Source organism: Kluyvera sp. 1366, assembly GCF_054823405.1.
This window is the reverse complement of the sequence record NZ_JBTRDW010000008.1, coordinates 254,771-281,574: the sequence shown is the minus strand read 5'-3', so window position 1 is coordinate 281,574 and position 26,804 is coordinate 254,771. Positions and strand designations below refer to the sequence as shown.

The window sequence follows — 26,804 nt, the reverse complement described above, 5'->3', positions numbered from 1 at the left end:
TTTTTGCGTCCGGAGACGCGGATATCAATCCTGCGAGTGCCCACACAGATTGTCTGATAAATTGTTAAAGAGCGTTGCGAACAGCGGCTGAACCGCCTGTCGCGAGGTGGCGTATACTACGCTACTCTCCTTCGGAGTCAAACACTTTTTTCAGCGTTTTCATCCGGCGGGATGAATTTCTTCACTCCCTGCTGAGCCGTCTGCGTTGCCGCTTTGCCGTCTCAGTGGTGGCGCATTATAGGGAGTTATTTGGGGCTGACAAGGGTTAATTGCAAAAAAATGACTGAGCGCCTCTTTTTTAAACGAACGCGTTAAAAACGGACATTTCCCGGCGAAGAATCAGTCAAAATCGCCGCTTCATCGGCATAAATCAGCGCCATCACCTTAAACACCAATGCTATTCTCTTTAACCAAACGTAATTTCTTTGTCGCAGGCTGACAATTATTCGAGAAGGACTTTCAATGATTCGCTCCGCGCGCAGCATGGCCGGCTTGCCCTGGATCGCCGCCATGGCGTTTTTCATGCAAGCACTTGATGCCACCATCCTGAATACTGCGCTTCCTGCTATCGCCACCAGCCTTGAACGTTCCCCTCTTGCCATGCAATCCGCCATCATCAGTTACACGTTAACGGTAGCGATGCTGATTCCAGTGAGTGGCTGGTTAGCCGATCGCTACGGCACACGCAAAATCTTCATTCTTGCGGTATCGCTATTTACGCTGGGTTCGCTGGCCTGCGCCTTATCCGGCTCGCTGAGCATGTTGGTGGTCTCGCGCGTGGTACAAGGGATAGGCGGGGCGATGATGATGCCCGTCGCGCGCCTGGCGTTGTTACGCGCTTATCCACGCAGTGAACTGCTGCCGGTGCTGAACTTCGTTACCATGCCGGGTTTAGTAGGCCCGATTCTGGGCCCAATGCTGGGCGGATTGTTAGTGACCTACGCCAGCTGGCACTGGATATTCCTCCTCAACATTCCCATCGGTATCGCTGGCATCTTCTACGCACGCAAATATATGCCGGACTTCACTACCCCAAAACGCCGCTTCGACTTTTCAGGCTTCCTGCTGTTTGGTTTGGGTCTGGTGCTGATCTCGGTCGGTATCGAGTTGTTTGGCGAGCGCGTGGTGTTGCCGTGGCAAGCGTTGTTGGTGCTGTTTGGCGGCATTGCATTACTTCTTCTCTATATAGTGCACGCGCGTCGCCATCCGGCACCGCTGATTAATCTGCCAATGTTTAAAACCCGCACCTTCTCGATCGGCATCATTGGCAACATAGCTTCGCGCCTGGGAACCGGCTGCATTCCGTTCCTGATGCCGCTGATGTTGCAGGTGGGCTTTGGTTATCCCGCACTGATTGCCGGTTGCATGATGGGGCCAACGGCGATTGGCGCGCTGCTGGCGAAATCCACGGTGACGCAAGTGCTACGCCGCTTTGGTTATCGCCATACGCTGGTAGGTATCACCATTATTATTGGCATATTGATCGCCACCTTCTCACTGCAATCGCCGGGTGGCAGCGTGGTGATGTTGCTGGCGGCACTGTTGATTCTGGGGATGGCGATGTCAACGCAGTTCACCGCGATGAACACCATCACGCTGGCAGATTTAAATGATGAGAACGCCAGCGGCGGGAACAGTGTGCTAGCGGTAACGCAGCAGCTGTCGATCAGCTTTGGCGTGGCGGTGAGTGCCGCAGTGCTGCGTTTCTATCAGGATGTCGAGGCCACAACCGTCGCGCAATTCCACGCCACCTTCCTGACGATGGGCGTCGTCACGGTGTTGTCTGCCTTTACCTTTATGATGTTACGTCCGAGCGATGGGCGTAATCTTATCGCCAACCGCGAGAAAAAGAAGAAAGCGACTTAGACCGAACCGCGCTCCACCAGCTCCGGCGTCAGCACCAGCGTTTGCTGACTGGCGTCGGGATCGCCCATACGATGAATCAAGGTATCAATCGCCAGTTCACCTAACTCATCTTTCGGCTGATGGATGGTACTAAGCGGCGGAGTCAGGTAACGCGCCAGCTCAATGTTGTCATAGCCCATCACCGCAATATCCTGCGGCACGCGCAATCCGGCCTGGAACAAGGCGTGATAGACGCCAACCGCCATCGCATCGTTGCTGGTAAATATCGCTTCTGGCAGCGTATCCAGCGTCAGCAGTTGATTCATGGCGTTGAAGCCGCCCTGAAACTCGAAATCGCCATCAACCACATAACCCGGCGGCACCGATAATCCGCTGTTGGCCATCGCTTTATGGAAACCTTCAAGACGCAAACGCGCGGGCGTTTTATCCTGCGGCCCGGCGATACAGGCAATGCGCGTATAGCCACGATCGATCAGATGCTGGGTTGCCAGTTCGCCGCCGAGCAGCGCGTTGTCCTGAATAATGTCGCCGCGCCCTTCAAATGGCGCCCAATCCATCATCACCATCGGCACCGAGGGATAACGATTGAGGATCTCCGCCGACGGCAGATGGGTTTCGGTGCACATCATCAGTAAACCATCGACGCGCTTTTGCATCAGCGTTTCGAGGCTGCGATTCATACGCTCTTCATCGCCTTCGGTATTACACAGAATCAGGCTGTAACCGCGTTCGTAGCAGCTGTTTTCTACGCCGCGCACCACTTCGGAATAAAACGGGTTACTGCTGGCGGTCAGCAGCATGCCGATGGTGCGGGTTTGTTTGATCTTCAGGCTGCGTGCCAGCGCGGACGGCGCATAGTTCAGCTCACGAATTGCCTGCTCCACCTTTTTGCGCACCTGCTCGCTGACAAAGCGATTGTTATTGATGACGTGTGAAACGGTGGAGGTAGAGACGCCCGCAAGGCGGGCGACATCTTTCATAGTAGCCAAGCGCTTAGTCCTGTTGTTGCAGGAAGGCGTCAATCTCAGTGCGCCACGGCACTGAGGGCTGCGCGCCCGGACGCGTCACTGCAATCGCAGCGGCGGCATGGGCGAAACGTACAGCATCATGCATCGCCACACCTTCCAGACGTGCGGTAATAAATGCCCCGTTGAAGGTATCGCCCGCCGCGATAGTATCGATGGCCTGCACGCTGAAGCCCGGAATGCGCACGCCGTTACCTTGCTCACTCAGCCACACACCGCGACGGCCTAGCGTGATCAACACGGTAGCAATACCTTTCGCATGCAATGCCGCAGCAGCACGCGCGGCATCTTCATCGCTCTTTACCGCGATGCCGGTGAGAATTTCAGCTTCGGTTTCATTTGGCGTGATGATGTCGATAAGCGCGAGCAGCTCATCAGAGAGCGCCGTGGCCGGTGCGGGATTGAGGATCACTTGCGTCTGCTGCGCGCGAGCAATCTTCGCGGCGGCCAGAACGCTTTCCAGCGGAGATTCCAGCTGCATCAGCAACGCATCAGCATCGGCAATCACCTGCTGATGCTGCGCAACGCGAGCCGGCGTCAGCGCGGCATTGGCACCGGAATAGATGCCGATATTATTTTCGCCTTCGCCATTTACGAAGATCATCGCTACACCGGTCGATTCATCTGCGACGGTTTCAACCGGTGCAGTATCAATGCGGTCTTGCTGCAACTGCTGACGAATACGCTCGCCAATATCATCAGCGCCTACGCAGGCAATAAAAGCAATGTCTGCACCGGCACGGCCCGCAGCCACAGCCTGATTGGCCCCTTTGCCGCCAAAAGCAATGTGATACTGTTTCCCGATCACCGTTTCGCCCGGACGTGGAAAATGGGCGAGGTTAAGGATGTGATCGGCATTGATGCTGCCGAGAACGGCCAGTTTTGCGCTTGTGGTCATTGGGATTCATCCAGAAAGATGCGCCACCAGGACGGTGGCGCGTTGCCCTGCTTTTCTTTACTTATTATTTGGTCACCAGCTTCAGGTCAACCGGATTAACCGCCTGCACCTTCTCGCCTTTCAATACTTTATCGGCAGTCTGCACGCCAATCACACCAATCTTGTCTGGCATCTGCGCCACAGTCGCGGTCAGTTTACCCGATTCTACGGCTTTCACACCGTCAGCGGTGCCGTCAAAACCCACCACCAGCACGTCGGTTTTACCGGCGGTTTGCAGCGCACGCAGCGCGCCCAGCGCCATTTCGTCGTTCTGAGCGAAGACGGCCTGCACATCCGGATGTCCCTGCAGCAGGTTCTGCATGACGTTCAGACCTTTAGTACGGTCGAAGTCAGCAGGCTGGCTCGCCAGGATGTTGAATTTATGGGCATCGGCTGCCTGTTTGAAGCCTTCGCCGCGCTCACGCGCCGCAGAGGTTCCGGCAATGCCTTGCAGTTCAATAATTTTCGCGCCATCGCCCAGTTTTTTGGCGATGAAGTCACCGGCCATTTTGCCGCCGAAGCGGTTGTCAGAAGCTACGTGGCTCACCACGGTACCTTGTGCTGCTACGCGGTCCAGCGTGATCACCGGAATATTTGCCTGGTTCGCCATCTTCACGGCGTTACCCACCGCATCAGAATCAGTTGGGTTGATCAGCAGCAGCTTGGTGCCGCGCACCGTCAGATCCTGCACGTTCGCCAGCTCTTTCGCCGGGTTGTTCTGCGAATCCAGCACCACGAGGTTATAACCCAATTGGTCAGCTTCTTTCTGTGCGCCATCTTTCAGTGACACAAAGAACGGATTATTCAGCGTAGATACCACCAGAGCAATGGTGTCCTTTGCCATCGCGCCAGCACTGAGGGTGGCGCCAAGAATGACGGCCAATGCAGTTAACTTTTTCATTTTTAAATCCTGTGTGAAGGTCAGAGTTATTTACTGCTTTTGTTATCCACCAGCACCGCTAGCAGAATGACGACGGCTTTAACAATCATTTGGTAGTAAGACGATACGCCCATCAGATTCAGGCCGTTATTCAGGAAACCGAGGATCAACGCACCAATCAGCGTACCCATGATGCGACCTTTACCGCCCGCCAGGCTGGTACCGCCCAGCACCACCGCAGCAATCGCATCCAGTTCATAACCGGTGCCCGCTGTAGGTTGTGCGGAAGAGAGACGCGCCACTTCGATGGTGCCCGCCAATGCCGCCAGCAGGCCGCACAGCGAATAGACGATGATTTTGACGCGATTAACGTTGATGCCCGACAAACGCGTAGCCGCTTCGTTGCCACCCAGCGCATAAATGTAACGACCAAGGCGCGTGTGATGCAGCATGTACCACGCCAGCCCGAACACCGCGACCATCAGCCACACCGGCGTTGGAATGCCCAACGGGCGACCGATACCGAACCAGCCGAACAGATCGGCGTTATCGTTAAAACCGGTATTGATTGGGCTGCCGTTGGTGTAAACCATGGTGACGCCGCGCAGCAGCAACATCATCACCAGCGTGGCGATGAAAGCCTGCACCTTGCCGCGCGCCACAATCACGCCGGTAATACCGCCAATCGCCGCCCCCAGCGCCAGCGAAGCCGCAACGGCCACCAGCGCATTCACCTCCAATCCGACAATCGATGCCGCCACCGCGCCGGTCAGCGCCAGCAGCGATCCCACCGATAGATCAATGCCCGAGGTCAGAATCACCAGCGTCATGCCGACCGCCATAATGGCGTTGACCGACGTCTGCTGCAGAATGTTGAACATGTTGGCCAGCGTGAAGAAGTTCGGACTCTGGCTGGCAACCACGGCAATCAGCACGATCAATGCAATCAGTGATTTCTGCTCCAGCAGCCAGGCTTTGCTAAACCAACGACGGCTGGCGGGTAAGGTTTGGGTGCTCATACAACTAACTCCTCGCTGTGTTGCTTACCGACTGCCGCCGCCATCAGGGATTCCTGGGTAGCTTGCTCACGGGAAAATTCGCCACTCAGATGGCCTTCATGCATCACCACGATGCGATCGCTCATGCCCAGCACTTCCGGCATTTCCGACGACACCAAAATGATGCTCAGCCCTTCGGCTTTAAACTGGTTAATTAACTGATAAATTTCTTTTTTTGCCCCGACATCGACGCCGCGTGTCGGCTCATCAAGAATCAGCACATCGGGGCGCGTCATCAGGCCACGCGCAATCGCCACTTTTTGCTGATTACCGCCAGATAGCAGACCAATCGGCTGCTCCATTGACGGGGTTTTAACGTTGAACAGGCGGATAAAATCGCCCACCGCCAGCTGCTCGTCGCTGTGGCGCAGGTTGCCCGCGCCAGTGCTGAAATAGCGCAGCGCGGTCAACGACATGTTCTCTTTCACCGACATGCCGAGCACCAGACCATCGCGCTTGCGGTCTTCCGAGATATACACAATGCCGCTGGCGAGGCCATCCTGCGGAGAGCGGGTCACGATCTCGCGGCCGTTCAGCGTCACTTTGCCTTTGCTGCGCGGCAGCGCGCCGTACAGCACTTTCATCAGTTCAGTACGTCCTGCGCCCATCAGACCCGACACGCCAAGGATTTCCCCTTTGCGCAGCGTAAAGCTGACGTTATCAACGCCCGGACCGCTGAGATTTTCCACTTTTAAGCGGATCTCGCCCGGCTGTTGATCGATACGCGGATATTGATCTTCCAGCTTGCGGCCGACCATCATCTCGATCAGGCTCTCTTCGCTGAGATCGCACACCGCGCGTTCGGCAATAAACTGCCCATCGCGGAACACGGTGACGTCATCGCAAATCTCGAAGATCTCTTTCATGCGGTGCGAGATATAGACGATGCCGCAGCCTTGCGCTTTCAGTTCATTGATGACGCGGAACAGCGACAGCGTTTCGGTATCAGTCAGCGCATCGGTCGGTTCATCCATAATGATGACTTTCGACTCGAAGCTGAGCACCTTGGCGATCTCGACCATCTGCTGATCGCCAATCGACAAATCGCCCACCAGCTTGTGGCTGTCGAAACGCAGATTGAGGCGCTTTAATAGCGCATCCGCTTCGGCATACATCTTTTTCCATTCGATGCGGCCAAAGCGGTTAACACATTCGCGGCCAAGGAAGATATTCTCGGCAACAGTCAGTTGCGGAATCAGGTTCAGTTCCTGATGGATAATGCCAATGCCTGCTTCCTGCGACGCTTTCGGGCCAGAGAACGCCACATCCTTACCCAGCCACTGCAGGGAACCGGCATCCATGCTGTAAATGCCGGTCAGCACTTTCATCATGGTGGATTTGCCCGCGCCGTTTTCACCCACCAGCGCCATCACGCGTCCCGGATAAACGGCCAGCGATGCGCCATTCAACGCCTTCACGCCAGGAAACGACTTTTCAATTCCTTTGAGTTGCAATAACGGTTGCATAGCGGCCTCAGAAGGTCACGCCGGCGCTCAGGATGACATTCGCATACGGAGAACACTCTCCGCTGCGAATGACCGCCTGACTACGCTGCGTATGTTGTTTGAATTGTTCATGGCTGGTGTAACGGATGGTGATGACATTCCCCTGGTGCTGTTGCAAGGCTTCGAGCACGGCGAGCAGTGCGCTGTGGAGCTGCGGATTGTGCTGCTTAATCTCCTCCGCCATCAGGGCGCTTTCGACCTGCATCTCCTGCGTGACAACGTCAACTACCTGTAGAAATTCGGGCGTACCCGGCGTTAACGCCAGATCGATGCGCTGTGGACCGGCCGGAATCGGCAAGCCTGCATCTGCAATCGTCAGCGTATCGGTGTGCCCCAGGCGAGCAATCACATGTGAGACTTCAGCGTTTAACAAGCGACCTTTTTTCATTTATTCCACTCCACAGCGAAACGTTTCGCTGATCGGGAGTGTATAAAATGCGCACGGCAACTCAATGACGGCATCACGGAAATGTGATCGCCATCGAAACGTTTCGCTTGTGCCAGAGAGCATTTGAGTTTGGTGGGATTTTGGAGCCGCTGCTGCGGCCCCGAAGATGGGATTACGGCAGTTTACGTACCTGTTTCACGTCCAGTTCGATGGAGTTGAAATCTTTATCCAGTTCGCCGGTCAGTTCTACCTGATCCTTCGGCGTGATGGTCAAACCGTTCCAGCGTTTATGATCGATTTCAACTTTCATGGTGCCGGTGGCATCACGGAACTGATAATCCTCATCACCGATTTGCTTCTCAAGCGTACCGCGCACGGTAATCCAGCTATCGTCTTTCATCTCTTCGGCCTGTTTTACCGTGACAACGCTGGTGTTGTCGGCTTTGAACCCACCGGACTTCACCTGCGCGGATGGCGCATTGGGATCAACAAAGCCACCTTGCTGAGCGGCAAGAACCGGCGTGGCGGCCAGGGCGACAATCGCTAACAGAGCTGCAGACTTTTTCATAATTCACCTCTTTTCCATGAATGTGTCGGTTTACGGGAGCTATTTCACCATAAGGTTCTTAACAGGATCTTAAGAGAATCCGTTTGGCTAATATTCATGAAAAATAGTCTATTTGCCGGGATTTTCGCTGTACAAGAGCAATTGTGCTTCGTATAACTCCGCTTAATAGAAGGAGGGTTGATGCGCATTTTACTGATTGAAGATGACACGCTGATTGGCGACGGTTTGAAAGTCGGGTTGACCAAGCTCGGTTTCAGCGTGGATTGGTTTGTCTCCGGCGAAGCCGGATTTCAGGCGTTGACCGCCGCGCCCTGGGACGCAGTGGTGCTGGATCTGTCGCTGCCCGAACGCGATGGTCTGGATATCCTGCGTCAGTGGCGCCAGCAAGGACACGATGTGCCGGTGCTGATTCTCACCGCGCGCGATGCGCTCGATCAGCGCGTACAGGGATTGCAACTCGGCGCCGACGATTACCTGTGCAAGCCGTTTGCATTAACAGAAGTGGCGGCACGCTTGCAGGCGTTGATCCGTCGCCGTCATGGGCAACTGCAGCCGGAACTGAAACACGGCAACGTGGTAATGGCGCCCGGCAGCCACAGCGTGCTGTGCGATGGCGAACCCGTTAGCCTGAAAAGCCGTGAACTGGCGCTGCTGGAACTGTTTCTGCGTAATCCTGGCCGCGTGCTGACGCGCAGTCAGCTGGAGGAGAAGCTCTACAGCTGGGATGAAGATGTCTCCAGCAATGCGGTGGAAGTGCACATTCATCATCTGCGCAAGAAACTCGGCAGCCAGTTTATTCGTACCGTGCACGGCGTCGGTTATACGCTGGGAGCGGCGGAATGAGTCTGTTTCTGCGCCTCGCCATCGGCTTTGTGCTGCTGATTATAGTGTGCGGCGGCCTGGCCGGCCTCAGCGCCTGGCATCAAACCCGCGATACGGTGAACGAGCTGTTTGATACTCAGCAAATGCTGTTCGCCAAACGGCTGATAGCGCTCGATCCCACCTCGCTGCAGGACGTGACGCTGCCGAAAACCAAAGCGATCCTGCGCCATCACCGCGGCGATCAGGATGATGATGCGCTGGCATTTGCCATTTTCAGCGCGGAAGGCCAGCCGCTGTTGAACGACGGCGAAAATGGCCGCGATCTGCAATTCGATCATCAGCGCGATGGCTTTGTTGATGGACGACTGCGCGGCGATAAAGACAGCTGGCGCCTGGTGTGGCTCACCTCCGAGGATAAGCGCTATCGCGTGGTGGTCGGGCAAGAGTGGGAATACCGCGAAGATATGACGCGCGATCTGGCGCTCAGCAGCCTGCTGCCGTGGCTGATTGCCATGCCCTTTATGTTGCTGCTGCTACTGGCGCTGGTGTGGTTCGAGCTGCGCCCGTTGAAACGCCTCACGCTTTCCCTGCATCAGCGTGCGCCGGATGATGCCACGCCATTGCCGGACACGCGCTTGCCTAAAGAGGTGAAGCCGCTGGTGGTGGCACTTAACGGTTTGTTCAGTCGTATGGCGCATCTGGTGCAGCGCGAACGTCGCTTTACCTCCGATGCCGCCCATGAACTGCGCAGCCCGCTGGCGGCGCTGCGCGTGCAGAGTGAAGTGATTCAACTGGCTGATGATGATGAGGCGATGCGCAAACGCGCCATTCAGCAACTGGATAGCGGCATCGTGCGTGCCACGCGTCTGGTGGATCAGCTCTTAACGCTGTCACGCGTGGAAGCCGACGATCTGCGCAGCGAGTTTCAACCGGTGGCGCTGGCGCCGCTGCTGCAAAACCTGCTGGCGGAGCACTTCCCGCAGGCAGAACAACAAAACACCGCTTTGCAGTTCACCAGCCATGCCGAACCGGTGATGAACGGTCATCCGCTGTTGCTGGGGTTGATGGTGCGCAATCTGCTGGATAACGCGCTGCGCTATTCGCCGTCGGGCAGCACTATTGATGTGCAGCTCAATGCCCGCGCCATTACCGTTGATGATAACGGGCCAGGCGTCAGCGATGAGCAGTTGATAAGGTTGGGTGAACGCTTTTGGCGACCGCCAGGACAGGCGCAAACCGGCAGCGGATTAGGGCTTTCCATCGTGAAAAATATTGCCCAGTTGCACGGCGTTCGCTTGCAGTTCAGCCAGCGCGCCAGCGGAGGATTGCGCGTCACCTTGAGTTGGTGACGCGCACAACATTAAATCTCGACCTGGGTTCCCAACTCGATCACGCGGTTCGGTGGGATTTCAAACTGATCCGGCGCGCGTAGCGCATTGCGTTGCAGCGCGAGGAACAGCTTGCCGCGCAGGCGCAGGTACCACGGACGATCGCCGATAATCAGCGATTCATGCGACATAAAGAAGGAGGTTTCCATCATGCGGCAGTTCAGGCCTTCAAGACCGCAACGGTGGAAAATCTCTTCGACGTTTGGCGTTTCGCGCCAGCCGTAACTCGCCACCACGCGCCAGAAGGTCGGCGACAACTGTTCGATGGTCACACGACGGACGTTGTGCACGTAAGGCGCATCTTCCGTACGCAGCGTCAGCAGCACCACGCGCTCATGCAACACTTTGTTGTGCTTGAGGTTATGCAGCATGGCAAACGGAATCACATTCAGCGCACGCGACATATACACCGCGGTGCCCGGCACGCGTACCGGCGGCGATTTCTCCAGCGATGCAATCATCGCTTCCAGTGAATTGCCGTGCTCATGCATGCGACGCAGCAGACGGAAACGCTCGCTTTTCCAGGTAGTCATAATGATGAACATCATCAGCGCCAGCGTCAGCGGCAGCCAACCGCCGGAGAACACTTTGATCAGGTTGGCGGAGAACAGCGACACGTCGATGATCAGCATGGCAATCAGAATCAGCACCACCAGATAGCGGTTCCAGTGCCAGTTTTGAATCGCCACGGTAGAACAGAGAATGGCGGTCAGCACCATGGTGCCGGTGACCGCGATGCCATAAGCCGCCGCTAGATTGCTGGAGTGCTCGAAGCCAACAATCACAATCACCACCGAGAAGTAGAGCAGCCAGTTAATCACCGGAATGTAGATCTGCCCGGACTCCTCTTCTGAGGTGTGCACAATGCGCATCGGCGGCAAATAGCCGAGACGCACTGCCTGACGCGTTAATGAGAACACGCCGGAAATCACCGCTTGCGAGGCGATCACTGTGGCTAAGGTGGCGAGAATCAACATCGGGATCAGCATCCAATCCGGCGCAAGCAGGAAGAACGGGTTTTTGATCGCTTCAGGATGTTTGAGCAGCAGCGCGCCCTGACCAAAGTAGTTGAGCACCAGTGAAGGCAGCACCACGATAAACCAGGCGAGACGAATCGGGAATTTACCGAAGTGGCCCATATCGGCATACAGCGCTTCCACGCCGGTAATCGCCAGCACCACGGCGCCCAGCGCGAAGAAAGAGACACTTTTGTATTGAATAAAGAAGTGCAGCGCCCAGTAAGGATTCATGGCGTGCAGCACGTCAGGATTATTAATGATGCTACGCGCACCCAATACGGCGAGGATGATAAACCACAGCAGCATCACCGGCGCGAACAGCTTACCGACAATGCCGGTGCCGTGCTTCTGGATGACAAACAGCAAGGTCAGCACCGCAATCGCCAACGGCACGATGTAGGTATCGAGGCTCGGCGCGGCAATTTCCAGACCTTCTATCGCCGATAACACCGACACCGCCGGCGTGATCACCACTTCCCCGTAGAAGAAGCTGCCGCCGATCAGGCCCATGATCACCAGTATCGCGGTGGCTCTGGCGCCGGTGTTTCGTCCGGCCAGTGACATCAGCGTTAAAATCCCGCCTTCACCGGCGTTATCTGCACGCATTACGTAGCTGATGTACTTTAGCGACACCACCAGAATCAGCAGCCAGAAAATCAGCGACAGGAAGCCAAAAACCGCTTCGCGCTCCACGCCAATTCCAAACTGACCAGAGAGGCATTCACGCAATGTATAGAGTGGGCTGGTACCGATATCGCCATACACCACGCCAATTGCCGCCAGCGTGACTGCCCCAAGGGACTGTTTCTTATCCGAGCTCATAAGTTGTCTTTTGTTGGAGCCGGAGGCGCTTGCCTTCCGCTCAAGCCATCAAAAAGCGCACAGTATGCACATATTCCCAAAAAAACCTACTCTTACAAAGTGTCACCATCGCGTCGGTGACGCGGTTTTTCGCCGAAAATAGCGCCAAAAAACCGTTGGAAGCGGCGAGTTTTCTCGCATCAACCTTCTGAAACAAAAAAGCTGACGGCTATCAACGCAATCGCGCATGATAATCAGTAGAGTATTGCGCTCGCCAGACTATGACGGCACCAGGATCAAAAGGATAATGATGTGATTATGGCTCAACCCCATCTTTTGGCAGAAAGAATTTCTCGCCTGAGCAACGCTCTGGAAAAAGGGCTGTATGAACGCCATCATGCGATCCGCCTCTGTTTGCTGGCTGCCTTAAGTGGCGAAAGTGTGTTTCTGCTCGGGCCGCCGGGCATCGCCAAGAGTCTGATTGCCCGCCGATTGAAATATGCCTTCCAGCACGCCCGCGCATTTGAATACCTGATGACCCGTTTTTCCACCCCCGAAGAGGTGTTTGGCCCGCTGTCGATTCAGGCACTAAAAGATGAAGGGCGTTATCAGCGTCTGACCAAAGGTTATCTGCCGGATGCCGAAATAGTCTTCCTCGACGAAATCTGGAAAGCCGGCCCGGCAATTCTTAATACCTTGTTGACTGCCATTAACGAACGCCGCTTCCGCAATGGCGACAGCGAAGAAAAAATCCCAATGCGCCTGCTGGTTACCGCTTCCAACGAATTGCCGGAAGCCGATAGTGGCCTCGAAGCGCTGTATGACCGCATGTTGATTCGCCTGTGGCTGGATAACGTGCATGAGAAGCAGAACTTCCGCAGCATGCTCACCCACCAGCAGGATGAAAACGACAATCCAGTGGCGGAATCGTTGCGCATCAGCGACGAAGAGTATGAGCAGTGGCAGAAAGGCATCAGCCAGGTCAGTTTGCCGGATCATGTGTTTGAACTGATTTATCAGCTTCGTCAGCAGTTAGAAACGCTGCCGGACGCGCCGTACATTTCCGATCGTCGCTGGAAGAAAGCCATTCACCTGTTGCAGGCTAGCGCCTTTTACAGCGGCCGCGTGGCCATCGCGCCCATCGACTTAGTGCTGCTGAAAGATTGCCTGTGGCATGACGTGGCGTCGATGAAAATGCTGGATCGCGAAATCGATACGCTAATGTCGCAACATGCGTGGCAGCAACAGGCGCTGCTACATAAGCTGCAGCAGATCAAAAGCCGCCAGCTGGCGCTGCAACAGCAGCAAAGCGTGGCGCAAGCGCTGACGCTGGAGAAACACAGCGGCATGTTCAGCCGCAAACCGCACTACGAATTACCCGCCGCCATCACCGATGATCAACTGACGCTAATGCTGCAACAACCGTTGATGCTGCACGACATGCAGGTGACGCACATTCTGATTGGCCGCGAAGCGCTGGATCAGTGGCTGCTGAAGGGCGGTGAAATCCGTGGCAAGCTGAACGGCATCGGCTTTGGTCAGACGCTGGATATGCTGGTGGATACTCATCACTGTTTGACGCTGCGCGATGCCAGCCTGCAATCCACGCGTCTGACGCTGCCGGGCGCCAGCAGCAGCAGCGAGATGCCGCAGGAGATCGCTGATGAATATGACGCGCTGGAAACCCAGCTGCGCGCGCAGCGCACGCTGTTCAGCCAGCATCAGCGCTGTCTGTTCATTAGCGATGACTGGCTGGCGCGCATCGAAACCAGCCTGCAGGATGTCGCGGAACAGCTGAAACAGGCGAGAAAATGATCTCACTGGAGACGCTGAGTGCGCTGTTGTCGATTGGCGAAACCGAGTTAATCGAAGAGCTGATTATCGCGCTGCTCGCCTCGCCGCAACTGGCGCTGTTCTTTGAGAAATTTCCCCGCCTGAAACAAGCCATGATGCGCGATCTGCCGCGCTGGCGATCGGAGATCGCCGAGCAGATCAAAGTCACGCCGGTGCCAGAAGCGCTGGCGCAGGAGTTTCAGCTGTTTCAACAGATGCAGCTACTCAGCACGCAACATTTCACCCAACAGTTACCCAACATCATGACGCAGCTGAAAAGCCTGCCGTCGCCATTCATCGAAGAAGCCAGCAAACTGCTGCTGAATGCTGAAAGCGACCAGCTCAGCAACGCGCAACACACCTTGTTCCTGCAACGCTGGCGCCTCAGCCTGACGCTGCAAACGCTGACGCTGAATGAAACCCTTCTGGAAGAGCAGCGCGAACGCTTGATGGCCGAGCTGCAGCAGCGCATGGCGATTAGCGGTCAGCTGGCGCCGATCCTGACCGATGACGATGAAGCTGCCGCCGGACGCCTGTGGGATTTAAGCAAAGCGCCGCTGCAGCACGGCGATTATGAACTGATTGTGCAGTACGGCGATTTCCTCGCCCAGCAGCCGGAATTGATGAAGCTGGCGCAGCAGCTGGGTCGCAGCCGCGAGGCCAAATCGGTGCCGTCGCAGGATGTACCGCTGGAAGCGTTTCACCAGCTGGTGCGCGAACCGGATAACGTACCGGAAGAAGTCAGCGGCATTCATCAAAGCGATGATGTGCTGCGTCTGTTGCCACCTGAGCTGGCGGCATTGAGCATAAGCGAGTTAGAGCTGGAGTTTTATCGGCGCTTAGTCGAGAAACGCTTGCTGACTTATCGTCTGCAGGGCGATGCGTGGCACGAAAAAGTCACCATGAGTCCGGCCAGCCACCAGCAGCATGAGGAGCAACCGCGCGGCCCGTTTATCGTTTGCGTTGATACGTCCGGATCGATGGGCGGTTTCAATGAGCGCTGCGCCAAAGCCTTTTGCCTGGCGCTGCTGAAAGTGGCGCTGGCGGATAAGCGCCGCTGCTATATCATGCTGTTTGCTCATGAAGTGATCGGTTATGAACTCACCGCTGATAACGGCATTGAGCAGGCGATCCGTTTCCTCAGCCAGCGTTTTCGCGGCGGTACCGATCTCGCTGCCTGCCTTGCGGCGGTGGTGAAACGCATGGAAGGCAGCGCGTGGCAGGAAGCGGATGCGGTGATCGTTTCGGATTTTATTGCCCAGCGTTTGCCGGACGACATCGTCAGCACCATTAAGCAGCGTCAGCGCCAACATCAACAGCGCTTCCACGCGGTAGCAATGTCGCTGCATGGCAAACCCGGCATTCTGCGCGTCTTCGATCACATCTGGCGCTTCGATACCGGCCTGAAAAGCCGTCTGCTGCGCCGCTGGCAGCGCTAATTCATCTGGCGGAAATGCTAATTTGCTATATTGATAAGTTCGAGCATTTAGCAAACTGGAGCACCTTGTGACGACCGCCCAACTTCCCGCACCGACCCGTACGCTGAAACTTTCCGGCCAACACTCCGAACAAAAACGGGCCGAGCTTCTGGCGTACTTCACCCAAACCTGGGAACTGTATGAAAGCTTGTTTGATTGCCTGGCGGACGAGCGCGCCTGGTTTAACAAAGCCATTTCGCTGCGCCATCCGCTGATCTTCTATTTTGGCCACACCGCAACCTTCTACATTAATAAGCTGATGGCGGGCCGCTACCTCGATCAACGCGTTGACGATCGTATTGAGGCGATGATGGCGATCGGCGTGGATGAGATGAGCTGGGACGATCTCAACGACAGCCATTACGACTGGCCGACCATCGCAGAAGTGCGCGACTATCGTGGCAAAGTGAAAAGCCTGGTGAGTGAGTTTATTCGCACCATGCCGCTGGAACTGCCGATCGACTGGGACAGCCCGGCGTGGGTGGTTTTGATGGGCATCGAACACGAACGTATTCATCTGGAAACCTCCAGCGTGCTGATGCGCCAGTTGCCGATTGAATGGGTTAAGCCGCAGCCGCACTGGCCAGTTTGCCCGCAGGCGCGTCACGATCGTCAATCGGTACCGGAAAACTCTCTGATCGCGATGCCCGGCGGCCGTGTGCAGCAGGGCAAAACCGACGACACTTATGGCTGGGATAACGAATACGGTAGCCAGCAAACCGAACTGAAGCCGTTTAAGGCCAGCAAAATGCTGGTCAGCAATGCTGAGTTTTATCGTTTTATTGCGGCGGACGGTTATAACGATCGCCGCTGGTGGGATGACGAAGGTTGGGGCTGGCGTGAATTTTCCGGTGCGCAGATGCCGACATTCTGGGTCGGTGACGAAAAGCTGCCCGATCAGCTAAAACTGCGCGTGCTGGCCGAAGAAGTGGCGATGCCGTGGGATTGGCCGGCGGAAGTGAATCAACTGGAAGCCGCCGCGTTCTGTCGCTGGCTGGCGGAAGAGACCGGTAAATCTGTTCAGCTTCCCTGCGAAGCCGAATGGGCGCAGCTGCGTGAGCAAGTTGGCGGCGATCAGCCGGACTGGACTGAAGCGCCGGGCAACATCAATCTGGCATACTGGGCTTCCTCCAGCCCGGTCGATCGCTTCGCACAAGGTGAGTTTTACGACATCGTCGGCAACGTCTGGCAGTGGACCACGACGCCAACCAACGGTTTCGAAGGCTTTAAGGTGCATCCGCTCTACGACGATTTCTCCACACCAACCTTTGATGGCAAACATGCGCTGATCAAAGGTGGCAGCTGGATTTCCACCGGCAATGAAGCGCTGAAGTCTGCGCGTTACGCCTTCCGTCGTCACTTCTTCCAGCACGCCGGTTTCCGCTATGTCGTTTCTTCCCATGAAGAGAGCATGACGCTCAATCCTTATGAAACCGACAGCATGGTGTCGCAGTATCTCGATTTCCAGTACGGACCGAGCTACTACAACGTACCCAACTACGCGGCTGCGCTGGTGGAAAAACTGCTGCCGCACTCTACTGCGCGGGGTCAGGCGCTGGACATCGGCTGCGCCACCGGGCGGGCCAGCTTTGAACTGGCGCGACACTTCGAGGCAGTAACGGGCATGGATTACTCGGCGCGCTTTATTGATGTTGCGCTGCAGCTGACCTCCGGTGAGGATTTCCGCTATGTGGTGCCTGAAGAGGGCGATCTGGTGGAGTATCGTCAGGTGCGGCTGAAAGAGTTTGGTCTGGAAGCTGAGCAAGCGCAGCGTATTCAGTTTGTGCAGGGCGATGCCTGTAACCTGAAGCCGCAGCCGGACCGTTACGATCTGGTGCTGGCCTCTAACCTGATCGATCGTCTGCGTCAGCCAAAACGTTTCCTGCAGGATGTCACGCCGATGATCCGCGCCGGTGGTTTGCTGGTGCTGTCATCGCCGTATACCTGGCTGGAAGATTTCACGCCGAAAGAGAACTGGCTGGGCGGTGTTCGCGAAAATGGTGAAGCGCTGACAACCTATCAGGCGCTGCAGCGTCTGTTACGTGATGCCTTTGACGAAGTGGCACCGCCGCAGGATGTACCCTTTGTGATCCGCGAAACGGCGCGCAAATTCCAGCACACGCAGGCGCAAGTGACCTTCTGGCGTAAGCGCTAAAAAGCAGGCAGACAACGGCATGGCTGTTGTCTGCACCTTGCCTGCACCGCTAATTTGCTGCACATTCTCCTCTATTCATAGAAGAAGAACTCAACGAGGATGGACAATGGCGGAACACCTTCAGCTGGATAACCTGGATCGCGGCATTCTGAATGCGCTGCTACAGAATGCGCGTACCGCCTATGCCGAGCTCGCCAAGCAGTTCAACGTCAGCCCCGGCACCATTCATGTGCGGGTGGAGAAGATGCGTCAGGCGGGCATTATTTTGGGCACGCGCGTGGAGATCGATCCGCGTCAGCTCGGCTTCGATGTGTGTTGCTTTATCGGCATTATCCTTAAAAGCGCGCGCGATTATCCGGCGGCTCTGAGCAAACTCGACGCGCTGGATGAAGTGGTGGAAGCCTGGTACACCACCGGTCATTACAGCATCTTTATCAAAGTGATGTGCCGATCAATCGATGCCTTGCAACAGGTGTTGATCAATAAGATCCAGACCATCGACGAAATTCAGTCCACCGAAACCCTGATCTCCCTGCAAAACCCGATCATGCGCACCATTAAGCCGTGATCCCTCTCTAATCTGTGCACAAACTTATCCCCGGCAGATCGCGCGTATAGCGCGACTTGCCGCCTGATGCTTTCTACTGTTAACCCTGTTTTCCACAGGTGGATCACGGCTTGATCACAGCGTACAATGCTCGCCTTTAGTGCGGGAGAGCATCATGGCCGATATTACGTTAATCAGTGGAAGTACCCTTGGCAGCGCCGAATATGTTGCTGAACATCTGGAAGAAAAACTGCAGGAAGCGGGCTTCTCAACCGAGGTGCTGCATGGCCCAGAGCTGGATGAGCTGCTACCGGAAGGGATTTGGCTGATCGTTACCTCCACGCACGGTGCCGGTGAACTGCCTGATAATTTGCTTCCTTTATATGAAGCACTGCAGGAAACAAAACCGGACCTCTCTGGCTTACGTTATGGCGCAGTCGGCATCGGTAATCATGAATACGATCTTTTCTGCGGCGCGATCAAGCTGCTGGAAGAGCAATTGAACCAACTGGGCGCCAAACGCATTGGCGATCGACTGGAGATCGACGTGCTGGAGCATGAGATCCCGGAAGACGCGGCCGAAGTGTGGGTCGCCACATGGAAAACGCAGATTTAAAACGATCTTTAGTGGCTGGGGATCGGGAAAATAGAATGATCCCCAGTTGATTGCGCTGTTTTTTTACCTTAAACCCGCGATCGACTGTGGATAACATGGCCTGTTTCATGCGTATAACCAGTAGTTATCCAAATAACAACGTCTGTTTCTTTTTTAGGCTGTGCATAAGTAGCCATTTTGATCCCAGCTTATACGGATCAGGATCACCGATCATTCACAGCTAATGATCCTCGCTAATTTGCTGTTTAGCCTGAATTTTTTGGGGTTATCAACAGCCGGATGCGATCCTAATAGTAGATCTAACAGAAAGATCATATAAAAGACTTAAGATCCTTTCTTTTAAACCTCGGGATCCCGCGACTTTCGCCGCCGACATTATTTCAGTAGAATCCACCGCCCAGGGCAACGATCCCTGTCCGAAACACTAACGAGGACCCACTTCATGTTTTATCCAGATCCTTTTGACGTCATCGTAATCGGTGGTGGTCATGCGGGCACAGAGGCCGCGATGGCCGCAGCCCGAATGGGTCAGCAAACCCTGTTACTCACCCATAACATTGATACGCTTGGACAAATGTCCTGTAACCCGGCGATCGGTGGCATCGGGAAAGGACATCTGGTGAAGGAAGTGGATGCCTTAGGCGGTTTGATGGCCACGGCAATTGACCAGGCAGGCATCCAGTTTAGGATACTAAACGCGAGTAAAGGCCCCGCTGTTCGCGCCACACGTGCTCAGGCTGACCGTGTACTGTATCGCCAGGCGGTACGCACCGCATTAGAGAACCAGCCAAACCTGATGATCTTCCAGCAGGCGGTTGACGATCTGATTGTGGAAAACGATCGTGTCGTCGGTGCTGTGACGCAAATGGGCCTGAAGTTCCGCGCCAAAACCGTGGTGCTGACCGTCGGGACCTTCCTTGATGGCAAAATCCACATCGGGCTGGATAACTACAGCGGTGGCCGTGCAGGCGATCCGCCATCAATCCCATTGGCAAAACGCCTGCGTGCACTGCCGCTGCGCGTAAACCGTCTGAAAACCGGTACGCCGCCACGTATCGACGCACGCTCGATTGATTTTTCGGTGCTAACACCGCAGCACGGTGATCATCCGATGCCGGTGTTCTCGTTCATGGGCAAGGTTTCACAGCATCCACAACAAGTGCCATGCTGGATCACCTACACCAACGAACAGACGCATGACGTGATTCGCAACAACCTCGATCGTAGCCCGATGTATGCCGGGATCATCGAAGGTATTGGTCCACGTTATTGCCCATCGATCGAAGACAAAGTGATGCGCTTTGCCGATCGTAATGCGCACCAGATCTTCCTGGAGCCGGAAGGCCTGACCAGCAACGAGATCTACCCGAATGGTATCTCCACCAGCCTGCCGTTTGACGTACAGATGCAGATTGTACGTTCGATGAAAGGACTGGAAAACGCGAAGATCATCCGTCCGGGTTACGCCATCGAGTATGATTTCTTCGATCCACGCGATCTCAAACCGACGCTGGAAAGCAAATTTATCCACGGCCTGTTCTTTGCCGGCCAGATCAACGGCACCACTGGCTACGAAGAAGCGGCAGCGCAAGGTTTGCTGGCCGGCCTCAACGCAGCACGCGCTTCCGCCGATAAAGAGGGCTGGGCGCCACGTCGCGATCAGGCTTACCTTGGTGTGCTGGTTGATGATCTGTGTACGTTGGGCACGAAAGAGCCGTACCGCATGTTTACATCACGCGCTGAATACCGCCTGATGCTGCGCGAAGACAACGCCGATCTACGTTTGACCGAAGCCGGTCGCGAGCTCGGTCTGGTTGATGATGCCCGCTGGGCGCGCTACAACCAGAAACTGGAGGCGATTGAGCAGGAGCGTCAACGCCTGCGCGATCTGTGGGTGCATCCAAAATCGGATAACGTGGCGGAAGTGAACGCGGTGATCAGTGCGCCGCTCACCAAAGAAGCCAGCGGTGAAGATCTGCTGCGTCGTCCAGAGATGACCTATCCGCTGCTGACGTCACTCGCCAGCTACGGTCCGGCACTGTCAGATGAGCAAGCTGCTGAGCAGGTGGAGATTCAGGTGAAATACGAAGGGTACATTGCGCGTCAGCAGGAAGAGATTGATCGCCAGCTGCGCAATGAAAACACCTTGTTGCCTGTCGAGCTCGACTATCGACAGGTAAATGGCTTGTCGAATGAAGTGATCGCCAAACTCAACGATCACAAACCGACTTCCATCGGCCAGGCTTCTCGTATTTCGGGCATCACGCCTGCGGCCATCTCAATTCTGCTGATTTACCTGAAAAAACAGGGCTTGCTGCGTAAAAGCGCCTGATCGACTTTGGGGCGAGGCAACTCGCCCCCGTTAATGGAATTCTCGTTGTGATCAACAAACTCTCCTCGCTGCTAAAAGCGGCAAACATTTCCCTTACCGATCAACAAAAACAGCAGTTGGTTGGCTATGTTGAGTTGCTGCATAAGTGGAATAAGGCCTATAACCTGACATCAGTGCGCGACCCGCAGCAGATGCTGGTACGCCATATTCTCGACAGCATGGTGGTTGAGCCACATTTGCAGGGCGAACGCTTTATTGATGTCGGCACCGGTCCGGGCTTACCAGGCATTCCGCTGGCCATTGTGCGCCCGCAATCGCATTTCACCTTGCTGGATAGCCTCGGCAAACGCGTGCGATTCCTGCGTCAGGTACAACATGAGTTAGGACTTACTAACGTCACGCCGGTGCAGAGCCGCGTTGAAGAGTACCCGTCTGAGCCGCCATTCGACGGTGTTATCAGTCGTGCATTTGCTTCACTCGAGGATATGCTGACCTGGTGTCATCATCTGCCGGGTCCTGAAGGTCGCTTTTATGCCCTGAAAGGTGTGCGTCCGGATGATGAGATTGCTGCATTACCCGCTGGCTTTACGGTGGAAAAAATTCAACCTCTGCAGGTACCCGAGCTGGATGGTGAACGCCATCTGGTGGTGATTACCCGCCAATAGCCTTTTAAACGGTATGGATTTAAGCTGCTTCATGCCGTTTGTCTTAGTCATTGCCCTGAACGAAAAAGCAGCGATTGAACACTTTTAGGTAAAAGCTTTTATTTCGCAGGGCAGGGCGCGCGAGTTAACATCCCCGGCGGAAATTATCCGAAAATCTCTGTTACATTTAACGAATAATTCACATTTCATTATCACGGAGATCACTTTTTTGGGTGTATTTACCCAACCAAATAATCACTGGTGAAAATATAACTTTGCAATAAATTGGCGTACGTAATATCAGTTTTGCGTTTTTATTGCAGCGCATGATGTCAATAGAGTGTTTTTCTCGAAAATCGAAGCGCAACAGTTAAATAATAAAATTAAAACTCTGATTTATAAGTGCTTAATACAATGTAGAAATCGTATAAATCTTGTCTGAAACAAATTCAGTCAGGCATTCCTTGTTTATTATGTGATCTAAAGCACGCTTTAAAAGCAAGTCGGTCGGGCATTTTCAGACTTAAAGTCAGACATTGCCTGAAGACGATGTTTTGAAAAATAGCCCTTCAGAAAGAAATTTAAATAATTGTTCACCTTTTCGCTACTTACCGATTGAAATCGCAGGTGGCGCCCGTATAATTTGCACGGCTTTTGCTGCTTGACTCAAATGAGTAAAGGCAGTCTTATACGACACGCGACATACCCCGTTCGGGGCAGGAGAGTTCAGCGTCATGTCAGTGTCTCTTTACAGTGTGAAATTAGCCCGGGCCGTGCTGATCATTCAGCTGGTGACCTTTGTCATCATCGGTGCGCTCTTTACCCTGAAAGAGGTTACCTGGGGCGCCTCCGCCATCGCGGGTGGCGTGGCAGCCTGGCTGCCGAACGTGTTGTTTATGTTTTTGGCCTGGCGCCTGCAGGATCAAACGCCTGCGAAAGGACGTGTTGCCTGGAGCTTCGCCCTCGGTGAAGTGTTGAAGGTTTTCACAACCGTCATTTTCCTCGCGGTGGCGTTGGGTGTGTTTGGAGCGGTCTTCTGGCCACTCGCAATCACGTGGTTATCGGTGCTGGTGGTGCAGATCGTCGCTCCGGCTGTAATTAACAACAAAGGGTAAGAGGCATCATGGCTGCTGGAGAAATCTCTACTCCGCAAGAATACATAGGTCACCACCTGAATAACCTTCAGTTGGACCTGCGTACTTTCGAGTTGGTGAATCCGCACGACGCTCCCGCGACGTTCTGGGTATTAAATATCGATTCCATGTTTTTCTCTGTGGTGCTGGGACTGATTTTCCTGGTGTTGTTCCGCAAAGTGGCGAAAAGCGCTACCAGCGGTGTTCCAGGGAAATTACAAGCGGCTATCGAACTGGTTGTCGGCTTCGTTGATAACAACGTGCGCGACATGTACCACGGTAAAAGCAAACTTATCGCCCCGCTGGCTCTGACGATTTTCGTCTGGGTCTTCCTGATGAACTTCATGGATCTGCTGCCTATCGATTTGCTGCCGTTTATCGGCGAGCACTATTTAGGCCTGCCGGCGCTGCGCGTCGTGCCGTCTGCAGACGTGAACATCACGCTGTCTATGGCGCTGGGCGTATTTATTTTGATTCTGTTCTACAGCATCAAAATGAAAGGCATTGGCGGCTTCACCAAAGAGTTGACGCTGCAGCCTTTTAATCACCCGATCTTCATCCCCATTAACCTGATTCTTGAAGGTGTTAGCCTGCTGTCCAAGCCTGTTTCACTGGGTCTGCGACTGTTCGGCAACATGTATGCGGGTGAGTTGATCTTTATCCTGATTGCCGGCTTGCTGCCGTGGTGGTCGCAGTGGTTGTTGAATGTGCCTTGGGCCATTTTCCACATCCTGATCATTTCGCTGCAGGCTTTCATTTTCATGGTCCTCACGATCGTCTATCTGTCGATGGCATCTGAAGAACATTGATTTTTATCTCAACACTTAAGCTTTTAACTGAAACAAACTGGAGACTGTCATGGAAAACCTGAATATGGATCTGCTGTACATGGCTGCCGCTGTGATGATGGGCCTGGCGGCAATCGGTGCTGCGATCGGTATCGGCATCCTCGGAGGTAAATTCCTGGAAGGCGCCGCGCGTCAACCGGATCTGATCCCTCTGCTGCGTACGCAGTTCTTTGTTGTAATGGGTCTGGTGGATGCAATCCCGATGATCGCTGTAGGTCTGGGTCTCTACGTGATGTTTGCTGTCGCTTAAACCTGGTAGCCTTGTTCACTCATGGCACCTGGTGTGATGAGGGACGGATTCTGCCGTTTATCTCTGATAGCGGCAGAGCAAGTTAACTTAATAAGAGGCATTGTGCTGTGAACATTAATGCAACAATCCTCGGCCAGGCCATCGCGTTCATTCTGTTTGTCGCGTTCTGCATGAAGTACGTATGGCCGCCGATTATGGCTGCCATCGAAAAGCGCCAGAAAGAAATTGCTGAAGGCCTTGCTTCTGCTGAGCGCGCGAAGAAAGATTTAGATCTCGCGCAGGCCAATGCGACCGACCAGCTGAAAAAAGCGAAAGAAGACGCTCAGGTCATTATCGAGCAGGCGAACAAACGCCGTGCCCAGATTCTGGACGAAGCGAAAACCGAAGCTGAAACTGAACGTAACCGCATCGTGGCGCAGGCGCAGGCAGAAATTGATGCCGAGCGTTCGCGTGCCCGTGAAGAGCTGCGTAAGCAAGTCGCGTTGCTGGCATTAGCTGGCGCCGAGAAAATCATCGAACGTTCCGTGGATGAAGCTGCTAACAGCGACATCGTTGATAAACTGGTCGCTGAACTGTAAGGAGGGAGGGGCTGATGTCTGATCTGATTACTGTAGCTCGCCCCTACGCCAAAGCAGCTTTTGACTTTGCTGTTGAGCATCAAAGCATCGATCGCTGGCAATCCATGCTGGCGTTTGCCGCAGAAGTGGCTCGCAACGAACAGATCGCAGATCTTCTTTCCGGTGCGCTCGCACCGGAAGCTTTGTCTGCTTCTTTCATTGCAGTTTGTGGCGATCAACTTGATGAAAACGCCCAGAACCTGATTAAGGTAATGGCCGAAAACGGACGTTTGACAGCGCTTCCAGCCGTACTGGCTCAGTACATTCAACTGCGTGACGCTTATGAAGCGACAGCCGAAGTTGATGTGATTTCTGCCAGCACGCTGAGTGACAGTCAGCTGACTAAAATCAGCGCCGCGATGGAAAAACGTCTGTCACGTAAAGTTAAGCTGAATTGCAAAATTGATAAGTCTGTAATGGCAGGTGTGGTTATCCGTGCGGGTGACCTGGTCATTGATGGCAGCGTACGCGGCCGTCTTGATCGTCTGGCAGACGTCTTGCAGTCTTAAGGGGACTGGAGCATATGCAACTGAATTCCACCGAAATCAGCGAACTGATCAAGCAGCGCATTGCTCAGTTCAATGTCGTGAGTGAAGCTCACAACGAAGGTACTATTGTTTCTGTAAGTGACGGTATCATCCGCGTACACGGCCTGGCCGATGTCATGCAGGGTGAGATGATTGCCCTGCCGGGCAACCGTTACGCTATCGCACTGAACCTCGAGCGTGACTCGGTTGGTGCAGTAGTGATGGGCCCGTATGCTGACCTCGCGGAAGGCATGAAAGTAAAATGTACGGGTCGTATTTTAGAAGTTCCAGTTGGCCGTGGCCTGCTGGGCCGTGTGGTGAACACCCTGGGTGCACCGATCGACGGTAAAGGCGCAATTGAAAACGACGGCTTCTCGCCTGTTGAAGTGATTGCACCGGGCGTTATCGACCGTCAGTCAGTAGACCAGCCTGTTCAGACCGGTTACAAATCTGTCGATGCGATGATTCCAATCGGCCGTGGCCAGCGTGAGCTGATCATCGGTGACCGTCAGACCGGTAAAACTGCAATGGCAATAGACGCCATCATCAACCAGCGCGATTCAGGCATCAAGTGTGTCTACGTTGCGATTGGTCAGAAAGCGTCAACCATTTCTAACGTAGTTCGCAAACTAGAAGAGCACGGCGCGCTGGCTAACACCATCGTGGTTGTCGCTTCTGCTTCTGAATCTGCAGCACTGCAGTACCTGTCACCGTACGCCGGTTGTGCGATGGGTGAGTACTTCCGTGACCGCGGTGAAGATGCACTGATCGTGTACGATGACCTGTCTAAGCAGGCTGTTGCTTACCGTCAGATTTCTCTGCTGCTGCGCCGTCCACCAGGTCGTGAAGCATTCCCTGGTGACGTGTTCTATCTCCACTCTCGTCTGCTGGAGCGTGCATCACGCGTTAGCGCTGACTACGTTGAGCGCTTCACCAACGGTGAAGTGAAAGGCCAGACCGGTTCTCTGACCGCACTGCCAATCATCGAAACTCAGGCGGGTGACGTTTCTGCGTTCGTTCCGACCAACGTAATCTCGATTACTGATGGTCAGATCTTCCTGGAATCTAACCTGTTCAACTCCGGTATTCGTCCAGCCGTTAACCCGGGTATTTCGGTATCCCGTGTTGGTGGTGCTGCACAGACTAAGATCATCAAGAAACTGTCCGGTGGTATTCGTACCGCGCTGGCACAGTATCGTGAACTGGCTGCGTTCTCTCAGTTCGCTTCCGATCTGGACGATGCAACGCGTAAACAGCTGAGCCACGGTCAGAAAGTGACCGAGCTGCTGAAACAGAAACAGTATGCGCCGATGTCAGTTGCGCAACAGGGTCTGGTGCTGTTTGCTGCTGAGCGCGGCTATCTGAACGATGTTGAACTGGCGAAAGTCGGCAGCTTCGAAGCCGCTCTGCTGGCGTTCGCGGATCGCGATCACGCTGAGCTGATGGCTGAAATCAACCAAGCGGGTAACTTCAATAACGAAATCGAAGAGAAGCTGAAAGGCCTCCTCGAAACGTTTAAAGCAACCCAGTCCTGGTAATGTCTGGCGGCTTGTCTGAAAAGGCAGGC

At 54.7% G+C, this 26,804-nt stretch carries 25 protein-coding genes; 16 read left to right on the top strand and 9 right to left on the bottom strand.

Annotated features, from left to right (window positions below; genetic code table 11):
• Nucleotides 1-311: 311 nt before the first annotated feature.
• Nucleotides 312-524, bottom strand: coding sequence for a hypothetical protein (locus ACVLVH_RS19175; protein ID WP_167391204.1), 213 nt, complete (start codon nucleotides 522-524; stop codon nucleotides 312-314).
• On the opposite strand from ACVLVH_RS19175, the gene mdtD reads away from it, so the two are divergent.
• Nucleotides 463-1,866 (top strand): multidrug transporter subunit MdtD, encoded by a 1,404-nt coding sequence (gene mdtD / locus ACVLVH_RS19170; RefSeq protein ID WP_312462471.1) that lies wholly within the window; start codon nucleotides 463-465, stop codon nucleotides 1,864-1,866. The two genes, ACVLVH_RS19175 and mdtD, sit on opposite strands and share 62 nt — an antisense overlap.
• On the opposite strand, the gene rbsR is transcribed toward mdtD, so the two are convergent.
• The 7 genes from rbsR to ACVLVH_RS19135 form a co-directional block, all read right to left on the bottom strand.
• A complete protein-coding gene (gene rbsR / locus ACVLVH_RS19165; protein WP_192414456.1) occupies nucleotides 1,863-2,846 on the bottom strand; it encodes a ribose operon transcriptional repressor RbsR in 984 nt (327 codons plus the stop codon). The genes mdtD and rbsR overlap by 4 nt on opposite strands.
• A gap of 13 nt (nucleotides 2,847-2,859) precedes the next feature.
• Nucleotides 2,860-3,789, bottom strand: coding sequence for a ribokinase (gene rbsK / locus ACVLVH_RS19160; RefSeq protein ID WP_192414264.1), 930 nt, complete (start codon nucleotides 3,787-3,789; stop codon nucleotides 2,860-2,862).
• Nucleotides 3,790-3,853: 64 nt separating this feature from the next.
• The gene (gene rbsB, locus ACVLVH_RS19155; protein WP_008106759.1) at nucleotides 3,854-4,729 is read right to left on the bottom strand and encodes a ribose ABC transporter substrate-binding protein RbsB; all 876 of its coding nucleotides are present in this window, start codon (nucleotides 4,727-4,729) and stop codon (nucleotides 3,854-3,856) included.
• 26 nt (nucleotides 4,730-4,755) lie between these two features.
• Nucleotides 4,756-5,727, bottom strand: coding sequence for a ribose ABC transporter permease (gene rbsC / locus ACVLVH_RS19150; RefSeq protein WP_008106756.1), 972 nt, complete (start codon nucleotides 5,725-5,727; stop codon nucleotides 4,756-4,758).
• Complete coding sequence (rbsA, locus tag ACVLVH_RS19145) at nucleotides 5,724-7,232, bottom strand: ribose ABC transporter ATP-binding protein RbsA (protein WP_101763923.1); 1,509 nt, start codon at nucleotides 7,230-7,232, stop codon at nucleotides 5,724-5,726. Before rbsA ends, rbsC begins: the two co-directional genes overlap by 4 nt.
• A 7-nt stretch (nucleotides 7,233-7,239) precedes the next feature.
• The gene (rbsD, locus tag ACVLVH_RS19140; protein ID WP_101763922.1) at nucleotides 7,240-7,659 is read right to left on the bottom strand and encodes a D-ribose pyranase; all 420 of its coding nucleotides are present in this window, start codon (nucleotides 7,657-7,659) and stop codon (nucleotides 7,240-7,242) included.
• A 172-nt stretch (nucleotides 7,660-7,831) separates the two neighbouring features.
• Nucleotides 7,832-8,227, bottom strand: coding sequence for a YgiW/YdeI family stress tolerance OB fold protein (locus ACVLVH_RS19135; RefSeq protein ID WP_176973313.1), 396 nt, complete (start codon nucleotides 8,225-8,227; stop codon nucleotides 7,832-7,834).
• A gap of 180 nt (nucleotides 8,228-8,407) precedes the next feature.
• Between ACVLVH_RS19135 and qseB the strand changes: the two genes are divergently transcribed.
• Nucleotides 8,408-9,070 carry a quorum sensing response regulator transcription factor QseB gene (qseB, locus tag ACVLVH_RS19130; protein ID WP_137386813.1) on the top strand — a complete coding sequence of 221 codons (663 nt, stop codon included), beginning with the start codon at nucleotides 8,408-8,410 and terminating at the stop codon, nucleotides 9,068-9,070.
• Nucleotides 9,067-10,398: a quorum sensing histidine kinase QseC gene (qseC, locus tag ACVLVH_RS19125; RefSeq protein WP_192414266.1), complete on the top strand. Its 1,332-nt coding sequence runs from the start codon at nucleotides 9,067-9,069 to the stop codon at nucleotides 10,396-10,398. The genes qseB and qseC overlap by 4 nt, the downstream gene beginning before the upstream one ends.
• Nucleotides 10,399-10,409: 11 nt before the next feature.
• Here the strand turns inward: qseC and kup are convergent, their stop codons facing one another.
• Nucleotides 10,410-12,278 (bottom strand): low affinity potassium transporter Kup, encoded by a 1,869-nt coding sequence (gene kup, locus ACVLVH_RS19120; protein WP_498949959.1) that lies wholly within the window; start codon nucleotides 12,276-12,278, stop codon nucleotides 10,410-10,412.
• A 297-nt stretch (nucleotides 12,279-12,575) separates the two neighbouring features.
• Between kup and ravA the strand changes: the two genes are divergently transcribed.
• The 13 genes from ravA (at nucleotide 12,576) to atpA (ending at nucleotide 26,775) form a co-directional block, all read left to right on the top strand.
• On the top strand, nucleotides 12,576-14,072 hold the full coding sequence (gene ravA / locus ACVLVH_RS19115) for an ATPase RavA (RefSeq protein WP_192414269.1): 1,497 nt from the start codon (nucleotides 12,576-12,578) through the stop codon (nucleotides 14,070-14,072).
• The gene (gene viaA, locus ACVLVH_RS19110; protein WP_192414270.1) at nucleotides 14,069-15,529 is read left to right on the top strand and encodes an ATPase RavA stimulator ViaA; all 1,461 of its coding nucleotides are present in this window, start codon (nucleotides 14,069-14,071) and stop codon (nucleotides 15,527-15,529) included. Before ravA ends, viaA begins: the two co-directional genes overlap by 4 nt.
• A 67-nt stretch (nucleotides 15,530-15,596) precedes the next feature.
• The gene (ovoA, locus tag ACVLVH_RS19105; protein WP_498949958.1) at nucleotides 15,597-17,723 is read left to right on the top strand and encodes a 5-histidylcysteine sulfoxide synthase; all 2,127 of its coding nucleotides are present in this window, start codon (nucleotides 15,597-15,599) and stop codon (nucleotides 17,721-17,723) included.
• 106 nt (nucleotides 17,724-17,829) lie between these two features.
• Complete coding sequence (asnC, locus tag ACVLVH_RS19100) at nucleotides 17,830-18,291, top strand: transcriptional regulator AsnC (protein ID WP_008106733.1); 462 nt, start codon at nucleotides 17,830-17,832, stop codon at nucleotides 18,289-18,291.
• Nucleotides 18,292-18,445: 154 nt separating this feature from the next.
• On the top strand, nucleotides 18,446-18,886 hold the full coding sequence (gene mioC, locus ACVLVH_RS19095) for an FMN-binding protein MioC (RefSeq protein WP_101763915.1): 441 nt from the start codon (nucleotides 18,446-18,448) through the stop codon (nucleotides 18,884-18,886).
• A 442-nt stretch (nucleotides 18,887-19,328) separates the two neighbouring features.
• Nucleotides 19,329-21,218 (top strand): tRNA uridine-5-carboxymethylaminomethyl(34) synthesis enzyme MnmG, encoded by a 1,890-nt coding sequence (gene mnmG, locus ACVLVH_RS19090; RefSeq protein ID WP_217549501.1) that lies wholly within the window; start codon nucleotides 19,329-19,331, stop codon nucleotides 21,216-21,218.
• A 47-nt stretch (nucleotides 21,219-21,265) separates the two neighbouring features.
• Nucleotides 21,266-21,883, top strand: a complete 618-nt coding sequence (rsmG, locus tag ACVLVH_RS19085; protein ID WP_309836576.1) for a 16S rRNA (guanine(527)-N(7))-methyltransferase RsmG — start codon at nucleotides 21,266-21,268, stop codon at nucleotides 21,881-21,883.
• A gap of 713 nt (nucleotides 21,884-22,596) precedes the next feature.
• Entirely contained in the window at nucleotides 22,597-22,977 is a 381-nt protein-coding gene (gene atpI, locus ACVLVH_RS19080) for a F0F1 ATP synthase subunit I (protein WP_064738312.1), read from the top strand.
• 8 nt (nucleotides 22,978-22,985) lie between these two features.
• Nucleotides 22,986-23,804, top strand: a complete 819-nt coding sequence (gene atpB, locus ACVLVH_RS19075) for a F0F1 ATP synthase subunit A (protein WP_007893608.1) — start codon at nucleotides 22,986-22,988, stop codon at nucleotides 23,802-23,804.
• Between the two features lie 49 nt (nucleotides 23,805-23,853).
• Nucleotides 23,854-24,093 carry a F0F1 ATP synthase subunit C gene (gene atpE / locus ACVLVH_RS19070; RefSeq protein ID WP_003849523.1) on the top strand — a complete coding sequence of 80 codons (240 nt, stop codon included), beginning with the start codon at nucleotides 23,854-23,856 and terminating at the stop codon, nucleotides 24,091-24,093.
• 107 nt (nucleotides 24,094-24,200) lie between these two features.
• Nucleotides 24,201-24,671 carry a F0F1 ATP synthase subunit B gene (gene atpF, locus ACVLVH_RS19065; RefSeq protein WP_007893603.1) on the top strand — a complete coding sequence of 157 codons (471 nt, stop codon included), beginning with the start codon at nucleotides 24,201-24,203 and terminating at the stop codon, nucleotides 24,669-24,671.
• Between the two features lie 14 nt (nucleotides 24,672-24,685).
• Nucleotides 24,686-25,219, top strand: a complete 534-nt coding sequence (atpH, locus tag ACVLVH_RS19060; protein ID WP_008106723.1) for a F0F1 ATP synthase subunit delta — start codon at nucleotides 24,686-24,688, stop codon at nucleotides 25,217-25,219.
• 14 nt (nucleotides 25,220-25,233) lie between these two features.
• Entirely contained in the window at nucleotides 25,234-26,775 is a 1,542-nt protein-coding gene (gene atpA, locus ACVLVH_RS19055; protein ID WP_008106721.1) for a F0F1 ATP synthase subunit alpha, read from the top strand.
• The last annotated feature ends 29 nt before the right edge of the window (nucleotides 26,776-26,804 follow it).